Origin of the sequence: Kitasatospora sp. NPDC002965 (assembly GCF_040611255.1) — a bacterium.
Lineage (GTDB): Bacteria > Actinomycetota > Actinomycetes > Streptomycetales > Streptomycetaceae > Kitasatospora.
Map to the genome: position 1 here is coordinate 15,714 of NZ_JBEXNT010000111.1, position 17,536 is coordinate 33,249.

Here is a 17,536-nt window from a genome sequence, read left to right on the forward strand (position 1 = left end):
GTGACGTTACTCGGCGGTACGGCCGGGCGCAGCAGCACGCCGGCCGGAGTTCCCCGCCGCGCCGCGACCGGACGCGGGCGGCCGGGGTGGGCGGCAGGGGTTGGCAGCCGGGGTGGGCAGCCCGGGCGGGCGGCCCGGGGCGCGTGGGCCTCCGCAGCCGGCGCCTCCCGCGCCAGCCGGTGCCCGCGGACCGGCCGGTCGCCGGCGCCCTCAGGCCAGCCGCAGCCGGGAGCCCGTGAGCCGCCCGGCCGGGCGGGCCAGGCTGCCGGCGTACACCTCGGCGGTGGTCGCGGCGGCGCTGTCCCAGCCGAACCCGGCCGCGTGCCGGGCCGCCGCGTCCCCCTGCCGGGCCACCAGGCCCGGGTCGGTGACGTACGGCTCCAGCGCGTGCGACCAGGCCCGCGGGTCGTGGCCGTGGACCAGGGTGCCCGTCACGCCGTCCCGCACCGCGACCGGCAGACCGCCCACCGAGGCCGCCACCACCGGCGTGCCGCAGGCCTGCGCCTCCAGCGCGACCAGCCCGAACGACTCGCTGTACGAGGGCATCACCAGCGCGGTCGCCGCCCGGTACCACTCGGCGAGCAGTTCCTGTCCCACCGGCGGGTGGAAACGCACCACGTCGCAGATGCCCAGCTGGGCGGCGAGCTTGTGCAGGCTCTCCGGCTTGGCCAGCCCGGTGCCGGACGGGCCGCCGACCACCGGCACCACCAGCCGCTCGCGCAGCTCCGGCCGCCTCTCCAGCAGCGCCGCCACGGCGCGCAGCAGCACGTCTGGCGCCTTCAGCGGTTGGATCCGGCCGGCGAAGAGCAGCACGGCGGCGTCCGCCGGCAGACCGAGCCGGGCCCGGGCCGCCCGCCGGGCGACCACGCCGTCCAGCGCGTCCGACGTGCCGGGGGCACCCACCGCGTTCGGACCGACCGCCCGGCCCGGGCGGAAGACGTCCAGGTTGACGCCGGGGTGGACCACGGCCAGCTGGTCCGGCCGGGCCGCGTAGAACCGGGCCAGCTCGGCGGCCTCCTCCGTGGTGTTGGCGATCAGCCGGTCGGCCGCCTCCACCACCTGGGTCTCGCCGATCACCCTGGCCGCCGGCTCGGGGGTGTCCCCCTCGGCCAGCGCGGCGTTCTTCACCTTGGCCATGGTGTGCATGGTGTGCACCAGCGGCACGCCCCAGCGCTGGGCGGCCAGCCAGCCGACCTGCCCGGAGAGCCAGTAGTGCGAGTGCACGAGGTCGTAGTGACCGGGGCGGTGTCCGGCCTCGGTGCGGAGCACGCCGTGGGTGAAGGCGCAGAGCTGGGCCGGCAGGTCCTCCTTCACCAGCCCCTCGTACGGACCGGCCGTGACGTGCCGGACCAGCACCCCGGGGGCCAGCTCGACGGTCGGCGCGTCGTCCGAGCAGATCGACCGGGTGAAGACCTCGACCTCGATGTTGAGCTCGGCGAGACGCTTGGCCAGCTCCACGATGTAGACGTTCATGCCGCCCGCGTCACCGGTGCCGGGCTGGTGCAGCGGCGACGTGTGGACGCTGAGCATCGCTATCCGGCGCGGCCGACGCTGCCGGCCCTGGACGAGCGACTGGAGCCGGCCGCGCGCGGGCGGGGCCGGCTGGGCACGGCGAACCGAACGGACGGGGTGCTGGATCACCTGGCTGAAGCCTCCTCTGTGCTGCCCGTCTCTGCAGCCTGCTTGCCTGCTTGCCTGCTGTCCGGCGTGTGTGCTTCCGCGCACGCCGCACCGCCGCGACACCTGCTGCGGCGCGGCTGCGTGCCGGCCCCGTCCGGACACACATCACCACCAGTGTGCCAACCACGTGGTCACCGACCGGCATTCCCGTCTCGCTGCACGAGATGGCCGACGGGACGACGGGCGCACCGGAGCGGCCCGGCGGGGGCGGGCGGCCCGGGGTGCGCCGGGCGGCCCGGCCGCGGCCCCGGCCCGCCCGGACGGGCCACGTACGCTGTGGGGCATGGCCGCCTCCTCCTTCGACTCCGTCACCGCGCCCGCCCGCGCACGGGCGGGGCGGCCGGTGGGCACCGTGACGCGCGGCACCACCAACACCAACCGGCTGCGGCGGATGGACCGCTGGATCGCCCACGCCCTCGGGCCCGCGCTGCGCTCCGCCGGCCGCCCGCCGGTGGCCGTGGACCTCGGGTACGGGGCGGCGCCCTGGACGGCGGTCGAACTGTCCGGACGGCTGCGCGCCGTCCGGCCGGACGTCCGGGTGGTCGGGATCGAGATCGAACCGGACCGGGTGGCCGCCGCCCTTCCGTACGCGGAACCGCCGCTGCTGACGTTCCGCCGCGGCGGTTTCGAGGTGCCGCTGGACGGCGGCGAACCGGCCCTGCTGATCCGGGCCGCCAACGTGCTGCGCCAGTACGACGAGTCGGCGGTGGCCGGGGTCTGGGAGCGGTTGTGCGCCCGGCTGACGCCGGACGGGCTGCTGGTGGAGGGGACGTGCGACGAGATCGGCCGCCGGCACGTCTGGGTGGCACTCGGCCCGGAGGGGCCCCGCACGGTGACCTTCGCGGCCCGGCTGGGCGGCCTCGGCCAGCCGTCCGACCTGGCCGAACGGCTGCCGAAGGCGCTGATCCACCACAACGTGCCGGGCCGCCCGGTGCACGCCTTCCTCCGGGACTTCGACCGCGCCTGGGCGGCCGCCGCGCCGTACGGGGCGTTCGGCGCGCGGCAGCGGTGGGTGGCCGCCTGCACCGCGCTAGCGGGCGGCTGGCCGCTGGTGGACGCGCGCGGGCGGTGGCGGCAGGGCGAGGTCACGCTGCCCTGGGCGGCGCTGGCGCCGTAGCGCGCCCACCGGGGCCGCCTTCCGGGGAGTCGCCCCGGGGGTCCGCCCGGGCGGGCCCGGCGGAGGGGGTTCGCCGGGGCGGTCCACCGGAGAGGGCCCGTCGGGGCCGGGCGGCGGTGAGCGAGTCGGCGGATTCACTCGAACGAGTTATCGAATATCTCTGGCGTGTTGACGCCCCGTCACGCCACCATGGGGGCACCCGGGCGGGACCTCACTCCCTCCCCGTCGACCCCAGCTCCCGTCCGACGCCCTCGAACACCTCGTACGTCTCCCTCCCGAACAGCACGAACCGCGCCTCCTCCAGTCCGCCGCCGAACCCCGGGTCCGCCGTCACCTCCGCGACGGTGCCGAGCGCGATCCTGGCCGCGTCCGCCGGCGGCCACCCGTACACCCCGGCCGACACGGCCGGAAAGGCCACCGTGCGCGCGCCGAGCTCCACCGCCACCCGGAGCGACTCGCGGTAGCAGGAGGCCAGCAGCTCCGCCCGCTCCCCGTACTCCTCCACGAGATAGACCGGCCCCACGGTGTGGATCACCCAGCGGGCCGGCAGGTCACCGGCCGTCGTCGCCACCGCCTGCCCGGTGCGCAGCCCCCGGCCGTACTGCGAGGCCCGCAGCCTGCGGCACTCCTCCAGGATCTGCGGTCCGCCCTTGCGGTGGATCGCGCCGTCCACGCCACCGCCGCCCAGCAGAGAGGAGTTGGCGGCGTTCACCACCGCGTCCACCTGCTGTTCCGTGATGTCACCCTCGACCAGGGTGATGCGCGTCACCATGTCGTCCCCTTTCTCCGGCCCGTCCCCACACCGCCGGTACGGGCCTCCGCCGATGCACCCGCTCCCATCCAACACACCGCCACCGGCGTGGCGATAGCCACAACGGCGCCGGTCGGCCAGAGAAATCCCCGGAGATCACGTTATGGTCGCGAGAAGTTCCCCGCCGCGGGGTGCCAAGCGGGCACTGCGGACGGACGCCGGCCGTTACGCATTCGGGGAAAAGGAGGATCAGCCGATGCCCGCAACGGGAGACGGGCGGGCACCTGGTGCCGCGGACCTGCCGGGCGCCCTGGACAGCGCCCACGCGAGGTGTGCCCGCGACCGGTCCGCCCACGCCGAGCAGTCGGCGGGCCCGCTCACGGCCACCGCGCCGATACCTCACCCCCGGTCCGACGGCGGCGCCTCCACCGCACGGGCCGGATCCTCCCCCGCCGGAGCCACCACCCGGATCCCCACCGGAGCGGCCACCCGGGTCCCGACCGCGCCCGACGGCAGCAGGGGTGCCCGACGCACCGCCGGAACGGCCCCCGGGAAGCCCCCCTCGCCGGTCCGCTCCTCCGTCGCACCGGCCGCCGCCCCGCTCAAGCTGCTGGTCATCGAGGACGACGCCTCCGACGCCGAACTGCTCAAGGCAGCGGTCGCCGACAGCGGTGCCCCCATCGAGATCCACTGGGCCCGTGGCCTCGACCAGGCCGCCGAGCTGCTCGCCCCCGCCCCGTCCGGCAGCCGGCGCAGCCGACCGCGCGGCAACGACTTCAGCTGCGTCCTGCTCGACCTCGACGCCCCCGCCGACCTGCCCCACCCCTCGGACCCGTCCGACGGCCTGGAGGGCCTGCACGAACTGCTCCGCCGGGCCCCGCACACCGCCGTCGTGGTGCTCACCGACGCCGCTGGCGCGGAACTGGGCGCGGCGGCCGTGGCCGCCGGCGCCCAGGACTTCCTGATCAAGAACGAGACGAACGGCCCGCTGCTGGCCCGGGCCCTGCGGTACGCGGTCGAGCGCAAGCGCGCCGACGAGTCCCAGCGCCGCCTGGTCGAGGCCGAACTGCGCGGCCAGGAGAACGCCCGCCTCCAGCGCCACCTGCTGCCCACCCCGCTGCTGGACGGCGCCAACCTCTCCTTCACCCGGCGCTACCGCCCCGGCCGCCGCCGAGCCCTGCTCGGCGGCGACTTCTACGACGCGGTGCGCACCGACGACGGCGCCGTCCACGTGGTGATCGGCGACGTCTGCGGCCACGGGCCCGACGAGGCCGCCCTCGGGGTGGCGCTCCGGATAGCGTGGCGCACCCTGGTCTTCGCCGGGCTCACCGGCGAGGCCCTGCTCAGCACGCTCCAGCACGTGCTGGAGCACGAGCGCCGCAGCGACGAGATCTTCGCGACGCTCTGCATGCTGGTCATCGAACCCGGCGACCCCGGGACGCCCGGCGCCGCCGAGGGCGCCAGGCTCTACCTCGCCGGCCACCCCGCGCCGCTGCTGCTCGGCTCGGACCACACGCCGCTCACCCTGCCGTCCGACCACGCCGGCCCCGCCCTCGGTCTGCTCCCCTGCCACGACGGCCAGGCCGTCTGGCCGTCGCACCGGTTCGAGCTCCCCTCCGGCTGGCGGCTGATGCTCTACACGGACGGACTGATCGAGGGCCGCGTCGGCGCCGGATCCCGCCGCCTCGGCCAGGACGGACTGGCCGACCTGGTCGGCGACCACCAGTCCGCCGGGCTGACCAGGGGCCGGCTGGTCGACAGCGCGATCGCCGAGGTCGAGGAGCTGAACGGCGGCGCGTTGACGGACGACGTCGCGGTGCTGCTGCTGGAACGCAACCCGGTGCAGCTGATCCTGGGCTGAGGCGCCCGCCGTGCACGGACACCCGGACGACGACGAGCCCCGGCCCCTGCGGGTGGACCCGCGGTGGCCGGGGCTCGGACACTCCATGCCGGGCGGCTACCAGGGCCCGTAGGGCCCCATGTTGCGCCGGTCGCCCCGGTCGCCACGGTCGGTCAGCGCCCGGATCGCCGGGCGGACGTCCACCACGTAGACGATCGCCGCGACCAGGCCCGCCAGGGTGAGGAAGCTGGTCAGGAAGTCCGCCCCGAAGAGCAGGTCCAGCCCGAACGCGATGCCGAGGACGGCCAGCCAGAACCCCTTGGTCTTCTTGTCCGCCGCCCGGTAGGAGTCCTCCGGACGGGTCGCCGCGTCGATCAACGCGTACAGCTTGTAGCCCAGGATGGCGACGGCCAGCCACCAGAACGGATTCAGGTAGTCCAAGACCAGGATCTGGCCCACTCCGGCCATCACGGCCTCCTCTGCATCTCGACTGCGGCACCCCTGCCGCCCATCCTGGCACGGTGAGCCACCCGCCAGGGGGTCAACGTCCCCGCATCACCGGGGCGCGCCCCGACCCGGCCCGCCACTGCTCCCGCTCCGCCCTACTCCGCGGACTTGCGGGCGCGGCCGCTCTTCCTGGGGGCGGGCACGTCCTCCTCGACGAGCTCGGCCTCGATCGGCTCGACGTCGATCGGCTCGACGGCCGCCGTCCCGGCCTCGACGGTCGCGTCACCGTCGGCACCGGTCCGGCCGCGGTCGACCACGACCTTGCCGCGCTCGGCCAGCTCGTCGTAGGTCTCCTTGGCCTTCACCGCCAACTCGACGGCGCGGCCCACCTGCTGGAGCGCGAACGTCTGGGCCTTCTCCTGCAGCACCTTGAGGTCGGAGGGCAGGGTGGTGACCGAGCCGGTGACCTTGGCCTGGGCCTCGACCAGCCGGGCCTGGGCCTCGGCCAGCCTGGCGGTGGCCTTCTCCTGCGCGCCCCTGGGGTCCGCCGCGAGCGCCTCCACCTTGCCCGGCACTTCGCGGAGCTTCTCGTAGGCGAAGTCCCCGGCGCCGGCGAGGGCGTAGAGCGGGGTCGGGTCGGTCAGGGTCTTCTTGATGTCGTCCGTGATCGGCATGGCCGGTCCTCCCGTGGTGTTCAGGGCGTCTTGCCCTCGTCCTCGTCGGTACGCTCGTCCGCACGCTCGTCCGCCCCGGGTCGCCCGTCGGCGGCGTTCTCCTTGAGAAAGGCGTCGTAGACCGCGAGCAGCGCCTGCTTCTGCTGCTCGTTGATCAGTGGATCGGCCAGGATCGAGGCCCGCAGCTCCAGCCCCTCACCGCGCCGCTCCTCCAGGATCCCGGCCTGGACGTAGAGCGTCTCCGCCGAGATCCGCAGCGCCTTGGCGATCTGCTGCAGGATCTCCGCGCTCGGCTTGCGCAACCCTCGCTCGATCTGGCTGAGGTACGGATTGGACACGCCGGCGACCTCCGCCAACTGCCGCAGCGAGTACTGCGCGTTCCGCCGCTGCTCGCGGATGTACTCGCCCAGCGAGCCGACGTTCAGTGAGGCCATGCGACCACCCTGCCCCACCATGCTTGCAAATGCAAGCACAGTGCTAGCACCAGCAAACGCACGGTTCCGCCCCGCCGGAGACGACCGGACACCCGGCCGGGCTCCTCGGTGACCCCGCCGCCGAGGAGCCGCCGGTCAGGTCGGGCAGGTCAGGCCGGGAGGCGGACGGGCATCAGGATCGAGAAGGTCCCGGGGTGGCCGGGGGTGCGGATGGCGAGCGGCGCCACGGGGCCGCCGAGTTCGAGGACGAGCTGACCGGGACCGGTCTCCGGGAGGGCCTCCAGGAGGAAGTCCCGGTTGACCGCCACCCGGACGGACTCCGGGACCCGCTCCGCGCCGGGGGCCGCGACGGTGAGCCGGCCGTCGGCGTCGAGCGTGAGGACGGTGACCTCGCAGTCGGCGCCGTGCGGGCCGGACGGCAGGCTGCCGGTGGCCGCGGACCGGACGGCGTCACGGAGTTCGGCGGCGGTCAGGTCCACCCGGTGGACGGGGTCGAGTCGGGCCAGCGCACGGTAGTCGGGGTAGTCGTGGCCGAGGGTGGCCCCCTCGATGCGGTGGCCCCCGGTCTCGACCCGGACGGAGCCGTCGCCGAGCGCCAGTTCCGCCCGCTCGGCACCCGAGCCCAGCAGCGCGCGGACGGCGTCGACCAGGGCGGTGGGGACGATCACGGCGACGGACGCACCGACGGCGGCAGGAACGTCGGGGGCATCGGGGGCGGCAGGGGCGTCGGCCACCCGGTCGGCGGTCACGGGCAGTTCGGCGAGCGCCATCCGGTAGCGGTCGGTGGCGACCAGCCGCAGCAGGCCGCCGTCCAGGTCGAACAGCACGCCCGCCAGGACCGGAAGTTCGGGGTCACTGCCCACAGCGAAGCGGACCGCGTCCAGGGCGTCGGCCAGCTCCCGGGCGGGAACGGTGAAGCGGTGCTCGATCGTGGTGACGGTCATGGGACTCTCCCTCTGGTCGATCAGTCGGCGGATCAGGGAGAGCTCCCGGCGGGCGTCGGCGAGGCCGTCCTCCAGCCGACCGAGGTGCGCGTCGAGCACCCGGTGGGCGACGCCGGCGCCCGAGGCCGCGCCGAGGACGGCCCGGATGTCGGCCAGCGGCAGGCCCACCCGTCGGAGCCGGGCGAGCAGCCGGGCGTCGGCGAGCTGTCCGGGCGCGTACCAGCGGTAGCCGGTCCGGGGATCGACCCAGGCCGGGGCGAGCACGACGGCGCCGTCGTAGAAGCGCAGCGCGCTCACGCTCAGGCCGCTGTCACGGGCCAGCTCACCGATGCTTCGCAGGTCGCTCTCCATGTCGGGGACTCTGGGGGCTCGACCAGGTCGAGGGTCAAGTCGCGGGGGTGGGCAACGCGGCCGGAGGCGTTCCTCCGCCCGCACGTCCGAGGTCCGACGATACCGATGCGGCGCTCGGCGAACCGGCCCCGAACCCCGCCCCAAGGAGGACAGGATCTGACCTAGTCGGCCGATACCTTCAGTACTACCGAAGCGGGAACACCCCACCGACGAGAGGCCTGCCGACCATGCCCACCCTGGTGAACGCCGAGACCGACGAGCGCAACGCCCTCCTCTCCTTCGTCGCCGCGCAGCGCGGCGGCCTGCGCCGGGCCGTCCTCGGACTGACCGAGGAGCAGGCCGCCACCCGGCCGAGCGCCAGCGCCCTCTCGCTGGCCGAGCTGGTCAAGCACGCGGCGATCTGCGAGCGCGAGTGGGTGGTCGGCATCCTGCTGGACCGCGCGGAGGGTCGGCACGACTACCGGGAGAGCTCCTTCGTGCTGACCGAGGGCGAGACCCTGGCCGACTGGCTGGAGCGGTACGCGGAGGTGGCCGCGGAGACCGAGCGGATCATCGAGGAGCTGCCGAACCTGGAGGTGGACGCGCCGCTGCCGGAGGCGCCGTGGTTCCCGGCCGGCTCGCGGCGCACCGCGCGCTGGGTGCTGCTGCACCTGATCGAGGAGACGGCGCGGCACGCCGGGCACGCCGACATCATCCGCGAGTCACTGGACGGCCGGACCGCTTTCGAGCTGGTCGGCGAGGAGATGGCGCAGGTCGGCTGACGGCTTCCACCCGACCGCGACGGCCCGGCCCGGACACCCCGGGCGAGGGCCGTCGCGCCATTGGTTGAACTTTGAACGAAACGGGTCTATGGTGGAGTCATCAAGTTGAAGCCTAAACAACTGGCTTCGAACCCGAGGAGGAGCCATGGGCCTGTTCAACCGCAACAAGACCGCCACCACCGCGACCACCGGCACCGCGACCGCCGTCGTCGACGCGCCCACCGGGCCGGACCTCGGCCACCTCAGCGGCGACTGGGCGATCGACACCACCCACAGCGAGATCGGCTTCTCCGTCCGCCACGCGATGGTCACCAACGTCAAGGGCCGCTTCACCGAGTACGACGGCAAGCTGCACCTGGACGGCACCACGCCGGTCAACTCCAGCGCCGAGCTGGTGATCAAGGTCGCGAGCATCGACACCAACCAGACCCAGCGCGACGAGCACCTCCGCACCGGCGACTTCTTCGCCGCCGAGACCTACCCCGAGATGCGCTTCCGCAGCACCTCCGCCGAGCGGGTGCGCAACGACACCTACCGGATGACCGGCGAGCTCACGATCAAGGACACCACCCGGCCGATCGTCCTGGACCTGGACTTCACCGGCACCGCCACCGACGCCTACGGCGCCGAGCGGGTCGGCTTCGAGGGCTCGGCCGTCCTCGACCGCACCGACTGGGGCCTGACCTACAACGCCGCGCTGGAGACCGGCGGCGTGCTGATCGGCGAGAAGGTCAAGCTCAGCTTCGACATCTCCGCAGTGAAGGCGGCCTGACCCGGCCGACCTCGGCCACGGGCCCTGTGCCCCGCATGCCGCGGGCGCGCCCTTCGGCTCCCCCGGCCGACCGCGCGCCCGCATCCGCCTCACCCCTGCCGACCCCCGAGCGGCAGGGGTGAGGTCGTACTCGGCCACAACAACAGCCGCTTGCAGCGTGATTCCTGTCGGGAGCCCGGTTCGCACACGGATTTGACGGCCGGATCCGGCCACGCCGAGGCACCGCCGGATCCGGCCGCGCCGAGGCACCGCCCGAGTCCGGCCCACCCCGCCCGCCGCGCCCTGCCGCCCGGCTCGGGTCCGCTCGGCGATCAGACGGCCAGCAGCGCGCCGTCCGCCGCGGGCAGCCAGCTGCCCGCCGGCCGAAGCAACCACTGTTCACGCGCGCCGAGTTCGGCCGCGGCCGCACGCAACGCGACCAGCCCGGGGTGCCGCAGGTCCGGGCGGTGCACCAGGCTCACCAGACTGAGCGGCACCGGATCCACCAGCGGCACGTTCACCGCTCCCGGGATCAACGGGCCGCCGACGGTGGTCAGCATCGGATCGCCGTGCCGGGCGAGGTAGCGGGCGGTCTCGTCCACGCCGACCGGCGGGACGTACGGCGCCGCCGGGGTCAGGCCGTGCTCGCGCAGCAGCCGGACTCCGAGATCGGCCCACTCGGTGGTGGCCGGGTTGCCCGCACACACGTCCACCGGATACCCGGCCAGGTCGGCGAGGCGCAGCGTCGGCCGGTCCGCGAGTACGTGCCCGGCCTTCATCATCACCGACACCCGCTCCAACCGGACCGGCACCTGAGCGAGTTGGGCCCGCACCCCGGCCGGCAGGCCGGCGAACCGGCCGAACGAGACGTCCAGCCGGTGGGCGAGCAGCTCGGCCGAGGCCGCCGCGAGACCACCGTGGAAGCGCGCCAGGAGTTCGCCGTCCGGCCGGGCCGCGCGGGCCCGTTCGAGCAACCGGCCGCCGGTGAGGTCGGGTCCGGTGACGTCGCTGTTGAGGTCGAGCAGCAGCGGGCGGTGGGCGGCGCCGCTCAGGATCTCGTCGTGCAGGGCCAGCAGACGGCGTGCCCGGGGCAGCAACCCGAGCCCGGCCGGGGTGAGTTCGACGCTCCGCGTGGTCCGGGTGAACAGCGCGTCGCCGAGCAGCCGCTCCAGCGCGCGCACATCCCGGCTGAGCGCCTGCTGGGCCACGTGCAGGCGCTCGGCGGCCCGGCCGAAGTGCAGCGTCTCGGCGGTCGCCACGAAGCCTCGGAGCAGGCGGGGGTGCAGGTCACGGGACATGGCGGCAGGCTAGCAACGAGGTCGGGCCGGGTCGATCGACAGCATTCTGTTGTCAGTGCGGCGAAACAGGTGTTGGACCACGACCGGTCGCCGGACCGAGGCTGGGTCCCTCCCCCTTCCTCTCCCCGCGGAGTCCCATGCTCGCCTCGTACCGCCGGCTGTTCACCCGGCCCGGCACCGCCGCGTTCACCCTCGCCGGGCTGCTCGGCCGGCTCTCGATGTCGATGACCGGCGTCTCCCTCGTGGTGCTGCTCGCCGACCGGCGCGGTTCGTACGCGCTGGCGGGCACCGTCGCGGCGGCCGGGCTGGCCACCGGGGCGATCGGCATGCCGCTGCTCGGACGGCTGGTCGACCGGTACGGGCAGTCACGGGTGGCGGTGCCGGCCGCCCTGTACAACGCGCTGCCGTTCACCGGACTGCTGCTGCTCGTCCGGTTCGAAGCGCCCGACTGGACGCTCTACGCGTGCTGGGCGGCCTGCGCGGCCGCACCCAATCTGGGCGGCATGGCGCGGGCCCGCTGGGCACACCTGTACCGGGACGACCCGGCCGCACGGCACCTGGCCAACTCCTTCGAACAGGCGCTGGACGAGCTCTGCTTCATGGCCGGACCGGTGCTCGGCATGGTGCTCTGCACCGCGTTCGCGCCGGAGGCCGGGATGCTGACCGCCGGAGCGTTCGGCACCGGCGGCGCCCTGCTCTTCGCGGCCCAGCGGCGCACCGAACCGCCCCTGGCGGAGCGGGCGGCGGGCGAGCGGCACGGCTCGCCGCTCCGGGCGCCGGGGCTGCGGGTGCTGGTGCTGACCTTCCTCGCCACGGGCGTGATCTTCGGCTCGCTGGAACTGACCACCGTCGCGTACGCCGACGCCCTGGGCCGACGGCCGGTGGCCGGGGTACTGCTGGGACTGGTGGCCGCCGGGTCCTGCGTGGCCGGGCTGGCGTTCGGGACCCTCTGCCCGCGCCGGGCACCGGGTGTCCGCTTTCTGTGGGGCGTCGCCGCGATGGCCGGACTGCTGCTCCTGCCGCTGGCCGCCGGGCTCGGCGGGGCCGGGCTCGCACTGCTCGGGGCGGCACTCTTCGTCGCCGGGACGGGCACCGCGCCGACCATGGTCACCGGGATGACCCTCATCCAGGAGCTGCTGCCGCGGAGGCAGTTGAACGAGGCGATGGCGATCGCGGTGTCCGGGATCCTGGTCGGGATCTCGGCCGGCTCCTCGCTGGCGGGCGTGGTCGCGGAGCAGGCCGGACCGGGGGCCGGCTTCTGGCTCCCGGCCGGGGCCGCCTCACTCGCCCTGCTGATCGCCCTGGCCGGGCGGCGCCACCTGGGGGTGGCGGGGGTGGCGGCGACTGCGGACGCCGCTCCGGAGACCGCAGCGGTGACGGCCCCGGAAGCGTCGGAAACGCCGACGGCCTCGGGGAAGTCGGGGGCTTCGAGGGCTTCGGACGAAACTGCCGCGCGTTCCGTCAGTGGTACGTACTAACGTTCGAATCATGACAACGGAGAGCGCCGTCCGGTACGTCCGTGGCGATGCCACGGCTCCCCTGGACCAGGGCGTGAAGGTCATCGCGCACGTGTGCAACGACCTGGGCGGCTGGGGAAGGGGGTTCGTTCTGGCGCTCTCGCGCCGGTGGCCGGAGCCGGAGCGGGCCTTCCGCCGCTGGCACCGGGAGCGCGCGGGGAACGACTTCGGCCTGGGCGCCGTGCAGTTCGTCCGGGTCGACGACTCCCTCTGGGTGGCCAACATGGTGGGACAGCACGGCATCCGCACGGCCCGCTCGACCGCGGTGCCGGTGCGGTACGAGGCGATCGACACGGCGCTGACCGCGCTCGGCGGGCACGCGGCCGGGCTGGGGGCATCGGTCCACATGCCGCGGATCGGGTGCGGGCTGGCCGGCGGCCGGTGGGAGCTGGTGGAGCCGCTGGTGACGGCGCGCCTGACGGACCGGGGGATACCGGTGACGGTCTACGACCGCGACTGACCGGTGGCGGCGTCCGCCCCGGCCGGACGGTCCCCGACCTCGGTCCGGTGCACCCGGGCCGGCCAGGTGTACTCGTACTCGGGCAGCCGGTAGCCGCCGGGGAAGACACCCTCGCCGGTCGCCGTGCGCCGGCCCCCGGCGCGCTCGTAGAACGCGACCGCCCGCGTGTTGGCGGTCAGCACCTCCAGGTAGAGGTCGGCGCCCGGGTGGCGGGTGGCGACGTGGGCGAGCGCCGCGTCCATCAGCTCGCGGCCGATGCCGCCGCCGGTGAGCCCGGGGCGGACGTGCAGGTTGTCGAGCAGCACCCGGCCGTCCGGCTGGGGAACGAGGTAGGCGAACCCGACGACCACGTCGGCCCGTTCGGCGACCAGCAGCTCGGGGGTGACCTCCGGATCGCCGTAGTCGACGGTGAGCCGCAGTGCCCAGATCTCGCGCCGTTCGGCGGCCAGCCCGTCACCGAGCGCCGGCGCCGGGACGATACCGGCGTAGGCGGTCCGCCAGCTGGCGGCGTGCAGCCCGGCCACGGCCTCGGCGTCGCGTCCGGTGCCCCGGCGAATGGTGGTGATCATGTGACGAGCTTGCCACACCCTCCGTGTTGAACATGTTCAATCTCTACCGCTACAGTCACGACATGCTTTTGAACGCGTTCGAAAGACAGGGCGGCGAAGCGACGGCACCGGATGCGCAGGGGGCATCCGGTGCCGCCCGCACCGACACCGCCTGGGACTGACCGATCGGGCTAGGCTCGGGCCCGTGGACGACCTGGCAGCGACGAACGGTACGAACGGGACCAGCGGCACCAGCGGAACGGACGGCACCGAAGGCGCCGGGCCGAACTCCGCGGCGCCGTCGGCCGAGGCACGCGGCAGCCGCGCCCAGCCGAAGACCGACAAGAGCGAGCAGACCCGGGCCCTGATCCTGGAGACGGCCATGCGGCTGTTCCAGGAGCGCGGATACGAGAAGACCACGATGCGGGCGATCGCCACCGAGGCGGGCGTCTCGGTCGGCAACGCGTACTACTACTTCTCGGCGAAGGAATTCCTGATCCAGGGGTTCTACGACCGCATGACGTACGACCACGCCGCGGACGCCAGGAACCGCATGGCCCACACCCGGGAGTTCTCGGAGCGGCTGGAGATCGCGCTGACCTCCTGGCTCGACACGGCCGCCCCGTACCACGAGTTCGCGGCGCAGTTCTTCCGCACCGCCGCCGACCCGACGAGCTCGCTCAGCCCGTTCTCCAACGAGTCCCACCCGGCCCGCGCCACCGCCGTGGCACTGTTCCGCGAGGTGTTGGAGGGCTCCGACCTGGCGCCCAAGCTGGACACCGAGCTGGTGGAGCTGCTGCCCGACGTCCTGTGGCTGCACCTGATGGTCGTGGTGCTCTACTGGGTGTTCGACCGGACGCCCGACACCGAGCGCACCCGGGAGTTCGTCCGGCGGTCGACGCCCATGGCCGCACGCGTCATCAACCTCTCGCGCTACCGGGTGTTCCGCCCGATCGTCCGCGACGCCAAGGGCCTGATCCAGGACTTCATCCTGCCCACCATCGGCAGGACGGCGGTCAAGTAGTCGCCGACGGCCCCGGCAACGGGACCGGCCGGCCCGTACGGGCCGGCCGGTCGCCGACGGATCAGAAGCCGTCGAGGTTCCATGCCAGCAGTGGCGTACGGAGCAGCAGGTCGGCGTCGGCCGCCGCACGGGGCCGCAGCTCGGTGACCAGACCGGCCGCGGCGAGCCGCGGCACCGTCTCGCCGCTCAGGTAGAGCGAGCCCAGCACCGAGGCGTCCATCGCCAGATCGGCCTCGTCGGCGGTCCGGCTGCACCGGCCGGTGCCGTCCGCGCCCACGTCGATCGCCCAGCGGCCGGCCGCGTAGCCGTCGCGGTCCTCCACCTCCAGCACCACCCGGCCCGGCGCGCCGTACGTCCGGGCGTTGAAGGCCGCCTCGACGTCCAGCACCCGCAGCCACATGAAGTCGGCGTTGTCCGCGTACGGGGTGGCCGCGCGCGGGTCGTTCAGCAGGAGCGGCAACGGGTCGTCCGGCCCGATGTTCTCCACCACGACCTTGCGCACCCAGTCCACCGAGACGAGGTAGCGCCAGAGTTCGGCGCCGGCGCCCCGGTCGAGGGCGAAGAGGTCGAGCACGGTGAGGGTGCAGTTCGGGTAGGAGCCGTCCCAGGCGTCGTCGATCTTGTAGACGGCCAGGCCGGTGGCGGTGCCCTCGGCGTCCCGGTGGACGGCGGCGAAGGGCTCCTTCCAGTCGAAGCCCGGCACCTCGATCTCGCCGGTGTAGCGCTTCCACATCACCTCGTCGCGGGCGATCGCACCTGGCTGGGTGAGCCGCCAGCGGTCGTGCAGCTCCGGGCCGAGCTTGCGGAGCTCCGCCATGGTGACGAGGTCGATCCGCCCGCCGGGCACCGTGGGCAACCCGGCCCGCAGGCCGCCCGCGCGCTGCAGGTCGATGTTCCAGCCGTGGCCCCGGGTGGCCGGTCCGAAGCCGAAGCGGCCGTAGATGTTGTACTCGGCGGCGATCAGGATCGCGACCGCCGCGCCGCGCTCGCGCGCCGCCGCGAGGTCCCGGGCCATCATGCCGCTGAGCAGTCCACGCCGGCGGTGGGTGGCGGTCACCGTGACGGCCGTCAGCGCGTTCGCCGTGACGACGGCGCCGCCGGGGACGGTCAGCTCGGTGTCGAAGCTGCGGTAGGTGGCGACGAACCTGCCCGCGTCGACGGCGGTGAGCATCCGGCCCGGCTGCCACTGCCGTCTGCGGTAGTCGGCCGCGCTGCCGATGTGCGGGCGCAGGAAGCCGACGACGAGCGCCCGGTCCCACGGCTCGATCTCGTCCTCGGCGATCGACCGGATCTCGATGCCGCCGATGGTGTCGGTCTGCTCCTCCGGCCGGCTGCCCGGGTCACGGGTCCCACCGTGTGCGTCAATGCCCATTCGCCCACCGTACGGCGGGTTTTCGCCAACGGCATCCGATTTATTCCCCCGGCGGCCGTGGCCCTGCGGGCGGTGCCGGCCTCGGGTCGGGGACGGGCCGGAGGCGGGTCGGAGGCGGGTCGGAGGCGGGTCGGAGGCGGGTCGGAGGCGGGTCGGGGACGGGTCGGCGGCGGGTCGGGGACGGGTGGGCGGGGCCGCGCCGGTCCGTACGCGTGAGACCGACTCACGGAAGACTGGCGCCATGCGAAAACTGATCTACGGCATGAACCTGACCCTGGACGGCTACATCGCCGCGCCCGGCGACGACATCGGCTGGAGCGTGCCGAGCGACGAGCTGTTCCAGTTCTGGTCCGACCAGTTGCAGGCGACCGACCTGACGCTGTACGGGCGCAAGCTGTGGCAGACGATGAGCTCCTACTGGCCGACCGGCGACCGGCGGCCCGACGCCACCCCGGCGGAGATCGAGTTCGCGCGCCGCTGGCGGGACATGTCGAAGGTGGTGTTCTCCTCGACGATCGACAGGGTCGACTGGAACACCCGCCTGGTCACCGGCGACGCGGTCGCCGAGATCACCCGGCTCAAGGCCGAGGAAGGCGGCCCGATGGACATCGGCGGCGCGACGCTCGCCGGGGCGGCCGTGCGGGCCGGGCTGATTGACGAGTACGTGCTGGCCACCGCGCCGGTCCTGGTGGGCGGCGGCACGCCGTTCTTCACCGCGCTGGACAACTGGGTGAACCTCAACCTGGTGGAGACGCGGACGCTCCCCTGCGGCGTGGTCCTGACCAGGTACGAGACGAGGCGCTGAGCGCCCGTCCCGGGCGACCCGGACCACCGCCCGAACCACCTGAACCGCCCGAACGAGTGAAGCCCTGAACGGCAAGCCTCGTGGCAGTGGCACTTCTGCCGTCCAACTGCCGAGTGCCGCGAGATTCCGCCGAGGCTTTGGGGACCCTGCATCGGCGGCGAGGGGCCCGGGTCAGGGGCGGGCGTAGAAGTCGGGGGTGCCCATGATCCAGAGGCTGGCCTGCTTGATCCGCGTGCCCGGGCGGGGGGCCTCGATCATCTGGTCGTCGCCGATGTACAGGCCGACGTGGTGGATGTCGGCCGCACGACCGGTGGAGCTCCAGAAGACCAGGTCCCCGGGACGCAGCTGACGGTAGGTGATCGGGGAGGACCGCGCGTACTGGTCGGCGGCGAAGTGGTTGAGCGGCTTGCCGCCCTGACGCCAGGCCATCATGGTCAGCCCCGAGCAGTCGTAGCCGCCCGGCCCCTCGCCGCCCCAGACGTAGGGCAGGCCGATCCTGGACTTCGCGAAGGCCACCGCGGCGGCGGCGCCCTCGGCCGACCAGGGCCGGGCGGGCGGCGGCGGGGCGGCGGCGGGCGCGGGGGGCGCGGCGGTCCCCTTCGCCACCCCGGAGGCCTTCTCGGCAGCGGCCTTCTCGGCGGCCGCCCGATCGGCGGCCGACTTCTCCGCCGCGGCCCGCTCGGCGGCGGCCCGTTCCGCCGCCGCCCGTGCGGACGAGGAACCGTCCGATCCGAAGGATCAGAAGTCCATGTCACCGCCCGG

At 74.2% G+C, this 17,536-nt stretch carries 19 protein-coding genes; 9 read left to right on the top strand and 10 right to left on the bottom strand.

Annotated features, from left to right (window positions below):
• Nucleotides 1–210: 210 nt before the first annotated feature.
• Nucleotides 211–1,641 (bottom strand): glycosyltransferase, encoded by a 1,431-nt coding sequence (locus ABZY91_RS31785; protein WP_329885609.1) that lies wholly within the window; start codon nt 1,639–1,641, stop codon nt 211–213.
• A 322-nt stretch (nt 1,642–1,963) separates the two neighbouring features.
• Between ABZY91_RS31785 and ABZY91_RS31790 the strand changes: the two genes are divergently transcribed.
• On the top strand, nt 1,964–2,797 hold the full coding sequence (locus ABZY91_RS31790; protein WP_355406408.1) for a class I SAM-dependent methyltransferase: 834 nt from the start codon (nt 1,964–1,966) through the stop codon (nt 2,795–2,797).
• Nucleotides 2,798–3,008: 211 nt separating this feature from the next.
• Here ABZY91_RS31790 and ABZY91_RS31795 read toward each other — a convergent pair whose 3' ends face one another.
• Nucleotides 3,009–3,566, bottom strand: coding sequence for an O-acetyl-ADP-ribose deacetylase (locus tag ABZY91_RS31795; RefSeq protein WP_329885751.1), 558 nt, complete (start codon nt 3,564–3,566; stop codon nt 3,009–3,011).
• Nucleotides 3,567–3,804: 238 nt separating this feature from the next.
• On the opposite strand from ABZY91_RS31795, the gene ABZY91_RS31800 reads away from it, so the two are divergent.
• Nucleotides 3,805–5,409 carry a SpoIIE family protein phosphatase gene (locus ABZY91_RS31800; protein WP_355406410.1) on the top strand — a complete coding sequence of 535 codons (1,605 nt, stop codon included), beginning with the start codon at nt 3,805–3,807 and terminating at the stop codon, nt 5,407–5,409.
• Between the two features lie 96 nt (nt 5,410–5,505).
• On the opposite strand, the gene ABZY91_RS31805 is transcribed toward ABZY91_RS31800, so the two are convergent.
• The 4 genes from ABZY91_RS31805 to ABZY91_RS31820 all read right to left on the bottom strand — a co-directional run bounded on the left by ABZY91_RS31805 (nt 5,506) and on the right by ABZY91_RS31820 (nt 8,238).
• Nucleotides 5,506–5,856 (bottom strand): DUF2516 family protein, encoded by a 351-nt coding sequence (locus ABZY91_RS31805; RefSeq protein ID WP_329951380.1) that lies wholly within the window; start codon nt 5,854–5,856, stop codon nt 5,506–5,508.
• Between the two features lie 134 nt (nt 5,857–5,990).
• Nucleotides 5,991–6,509, bottom strand: a complete 519-nt coding sequence (locus tag ABZY91_RS31810) for a hypothetical protein (RefSeq protein WP_355406412.1) — start codon at nt 6,507–6,509, stop codon at nt 5,991–5,993.
• Between the two features lie 20 nt (nt 6,510–6,529).
• Entirely contained in the window at nt 6,530–6,943 is a 414-nt protein-coding gene (locus ABZY91_RS31815; RefSeq protein ID WP_355406414.1) for a helix-turn-helix transcriptional regulator, read from the bottom strand.
• 149 nt (nt 6,944–7,092) lie between these two features.
• Complete coding sequence (locus ABZY91_RS31820) at nt 7,093–8,238, bottom strand: MerR family transcriptional regulator (protein ID WP_355406416.1); 1,146 nt, start codon at nt 8,236–8,238, stop codon at nt 7,093–7,095.
• 227 nt (nt 8,239–8,465) lie between these two features.
• On the opposite strand from ABZY91_RS31820, the gene ABZY91_RS31825 reads away from it, so the two are divergent.
• Both ABZY91_RS31825 and ABZY91_RS31830 read left to right on the top strand, forming a co-directional pair.
• Nucleotides 8,466–8,999, top strand: coding sequence for a DinB family protein (locus ABZY91_RS31825; RefSeq protein WP_355406418.1), 534 nt, complete (start codon nt 8,466–8,468; stop codon nt 8,997–8,999).
• Nucleotides 9,000–9,144: 145 nt separating this feature from the next.
• Complete coding sequence (locus ABZY91_RS31830) at nt 9,145–9,771, top strand: YceI family protein (protein ID WP_329885617.1); 627 nt, start codon at nt 9,145–9,147, stop codon at nt 9,769–9,771.
• A 311-nt stretch (nt 9,772–10,082) separates the two neighbouring features.
• On the opposite strand, the gene ABZY91_RS31835 is transcribed toward ABZY91_RS31830, so the two are convergent.
• On the bottom strand, nt 10,083–11,048 hold the full coding sequence (locus ABZY91_RS31835; protein ID WP_355406421.1) for a LysR family transcriptional regulator: 966 nt from the start codon (nt 11,046–11,048) through the stop codon (nt 10,083–10,085).
• Between the two features lie 137 nt (nt 11,049–11,185).
• Between ABZY91_RS31835 and ABZY91_RS31840 the strand changes: the two genes are divergently transcribed.
• Together ABZY91_RS31840 and ABZY91_RS31845 are read left to right on the top strand one after the other, a co-directional pair.
• Nucleotides 11,186–12,526 carry an MFS transporter gene (locus ABZY91_RS31840; protein ID WP_355406423.1) on the top strand — a complete coding sequence of 447 codons (1,341 nt, stop codon included), beginning with the start codon at nt 11,186–11,188 and terminating at the stop codon, nt 12,524–12,526.
• 10 nt (nt 12,527–12,536) lie between these two features.
• Nucleotides 12,537–13,025, top strand: a complete 489-nt coding sequence (locus tag ABZY91_RS31845) for a macro domain-containing protein (protein WP_355406425.1) — start codon at nt 12,537–12,539, stop codon at nt 13,023–13,025.
• On the opposite strand, the gene ABZY91_RS31850 is transcribed toward ABZY91_RS31845, so the two are convergent.
• Complete coding sequence (locus tag ABZY91_RS31850) at nt 13,010–13,594, bottom strand: GNAT family N-acetyltransferase (RefSeq protein ID WP_329885621.1); 585 nt, start codon at nt 13,592–13,594, stop codon at nt 13,010–13,012. The genes ABZY91_RS31845 and ABZY91_RS31850 overlap by 16 nt on opposite strands.
• Before the next feature lie 32 nt (nt 13,595–13,626).
• On the opposite strand from ABZY91_RS31850, the gene ABZY91_RS31855 reads away from it, so the two are divergent.
• Both ABZY91_RS31855 and ABZY91_RS31860 read left to right on the top strand, forming a co-directional pair.
• Nucleotides 13,627–13,755 carry a hypothetical protein gene (locus tag ABZY91_RS31855; protein ID WP_355406427.1) on the top strand — a complete coding sequence of 43 codons (129 nt, stop codon included), beginning with the start codon at nt 13,627–13,629 and terminating at the stop codon, nt 13,753–13,755.
• Nucleotides 13,756–13,778: 23 nt separating this feature from the next.
• The gene (locus ABZY91_RS31860; protein WP_355406430.1) at nt 13,779–14,597 is read left to right on the top strand and encodes a TetR family transcriptional regulator; all 819 of its coding nucleotides are present in this window, start codon (nt 13,779–13,781) and stop codon (nt 14,595–14,597) included.
• Between the two features lie 61 nt (nt 14,598–14,658).
• Here the strand turns inward: ABZY91_RS31860 and ABZY91_RS31865 are convergent, their stop codons facing one another.
• The gene (locus tag ABZY91_RS31865; RefSeq protein ID WP_355406432.1) at nt 14,659–15,969 is read right to left on the bottom strand and encodes a GNAT family N-acetyltransferase; all 1,311 of its coding nucleotides are present in this window, start codon (nt 15,967–15,969) and stop codon (nt 14,659–14,661) included.
• A gap of 241 nt (nt 15,970–16,210) precedes the next feature.
• Between ABZY91_RS31865 and ABZY91_RS31870 the strand changes: the two genes are divergently transcribed.
• Nucleotides 16,211–16,774: a dihydrofolate reductase family protein gene (locus tag ABZY91_RS31870; RefSeq protein ID WP_355406434.1), complete on the top strand. Its 564-nt coding sequence runs from the start codon at nt 16,211–16,213 to the stop codon at nt 16,772–16,774.
• 171 nt (nt 16,775–16,945) lie between these two features.
• Here ABZY91_RS31870 and ABZY91_RS31875 read toward each other — a convergent pair whose 3' ends face one another.
• Nucleotides 16,946–17,380 carry a C40 family peptidase gene (locus ABZY91_RS31875; protein WP_355406436.1) on the bottom strand — a complete coding sequence of 145 codons (435 nt, stop codon included), beginning with the start codon at nt 17,378–17,380 and terminating at the stop codon, nt 16,946–16,948.
• Between the last annotated feature and the right edge of the window lie 156 nt (nt 17,381–17,536).

What these genes read in the sequence shown, in the direction of transcription:
- ABZY91_RS31790 (WP_355406408.1), top strand. Translation starts at nt 1,964, where the DNA reads ATGGCCGCCTCCTCCTTCGACTCCGTCACCGCGCCCGCCCGCGCACGG.
- ABZY91_RS31800 (WP_355406410.1), top strand. Translation starts at nt 3,805, where the DNA reads ATGCCCGCAACGGGAGACGGGCGGGCACCTGGTGCCGCGGACCTGCCG.
- ABZY91_RS31805 (WP_329951380.1), bottom strand. Translation starts at nt 5,856, where the DNA reads ATGGCCGGAGTGGGCCAGATCCTGGTCTTGGACTACCTGAATCCGTTC.
- ABZY91_RS31810 (WP_355406412.1), bottom strand. Translation starts at nt 6,509, where the DNA reads ATGCCGATCACGGACGACATCAAGAAGACCCTGACCGACCCGACCCCG.
- ABZY91_RS31815 (WP_355406414.1), bottom strand. Translation starts at nt 6,943, where the DNA reads ATGGCCTCACTGAACGTCGGCTCGCTGGGCGAGTACATCCGCGAGCAG.
- ABZY91_RS31820 (WP_355406416.1), bottom strand. Translation starts at nt 8,238, where the DNA reads ATGGAGAGCGACCTGCGAAGCATCGGTGAGCTGGCCCGTGACAGCGGC.
- ABZY91_RS31825 (WP_355406418.1), top strand. Translation starts at nt 8,466, where the DNA reads ATGCCCACCCTGGTGAACGCCGAGACCGACGAGCGCAACGCCCTCCTC.
- ABZY91_RS31830 (WP_329885617.1), top strand. Translation starts at nt 9,145, where the DNA reads ATGGGCCTGTTCAACCGCAACAAGACCGCCACCACCGCGACCACCGGC.
- ABZY91_RS31835 (WP_355406421.1), bottom strand. Translation starts at nt 11,048, where the DNA reads ATGTCCCGTGACCTGCACCCCCGCCTGCTCCGAGGCTTCGTGGCGACC.
- ABZY91_RS31840 (WP_355406423.1), top strand. Translation starts at nt 11,186, where the DNA reads ATGCTCGCCTCGTACCGCCGGCTGTTCACCCGGCCCGGCACCGCCGCG.
- ABZY91_RS31845 (WP_355406425.1), top strand. Translation starts at nt 12,537, where the DNA reads ATGACAACGGAGAGCGCCGTCCGGTACGTCCGTGGCGATGCCACGGCT.
- ABZY91_RS31850 (WP_329885621.1), bottom strand. Translation starts at nt 13,594, where the DNA reads ATGATCACCACCATTCGCCGGGGCACCGGACGCGACGCCGAGGCCGTG.
- ABZY91_RS31855 (WP_355406427.1), top strand. Translation starts at nt 13,627, where the DNA reads ATGTTCAATCTCTACCGCTACAGTCACGACATGCTTTTGAACGCGTTC.
- ABZY91_RS31865 (WP_355406432.1), bottom strand. Translation starts at nt 15,969, where the DNA reads ATGGGCATTGACGCACACGGTGGGACCCGTGACCCGGGCAGCCGGCCG.
- ABZY91_RS31870 (WP_355406434.1), top strand. Translation starts at nt 16,211, where the DNA reads ATGCGAAAACTGATCTACGGCATGAACCTGACCCTGGACGGCTACATC.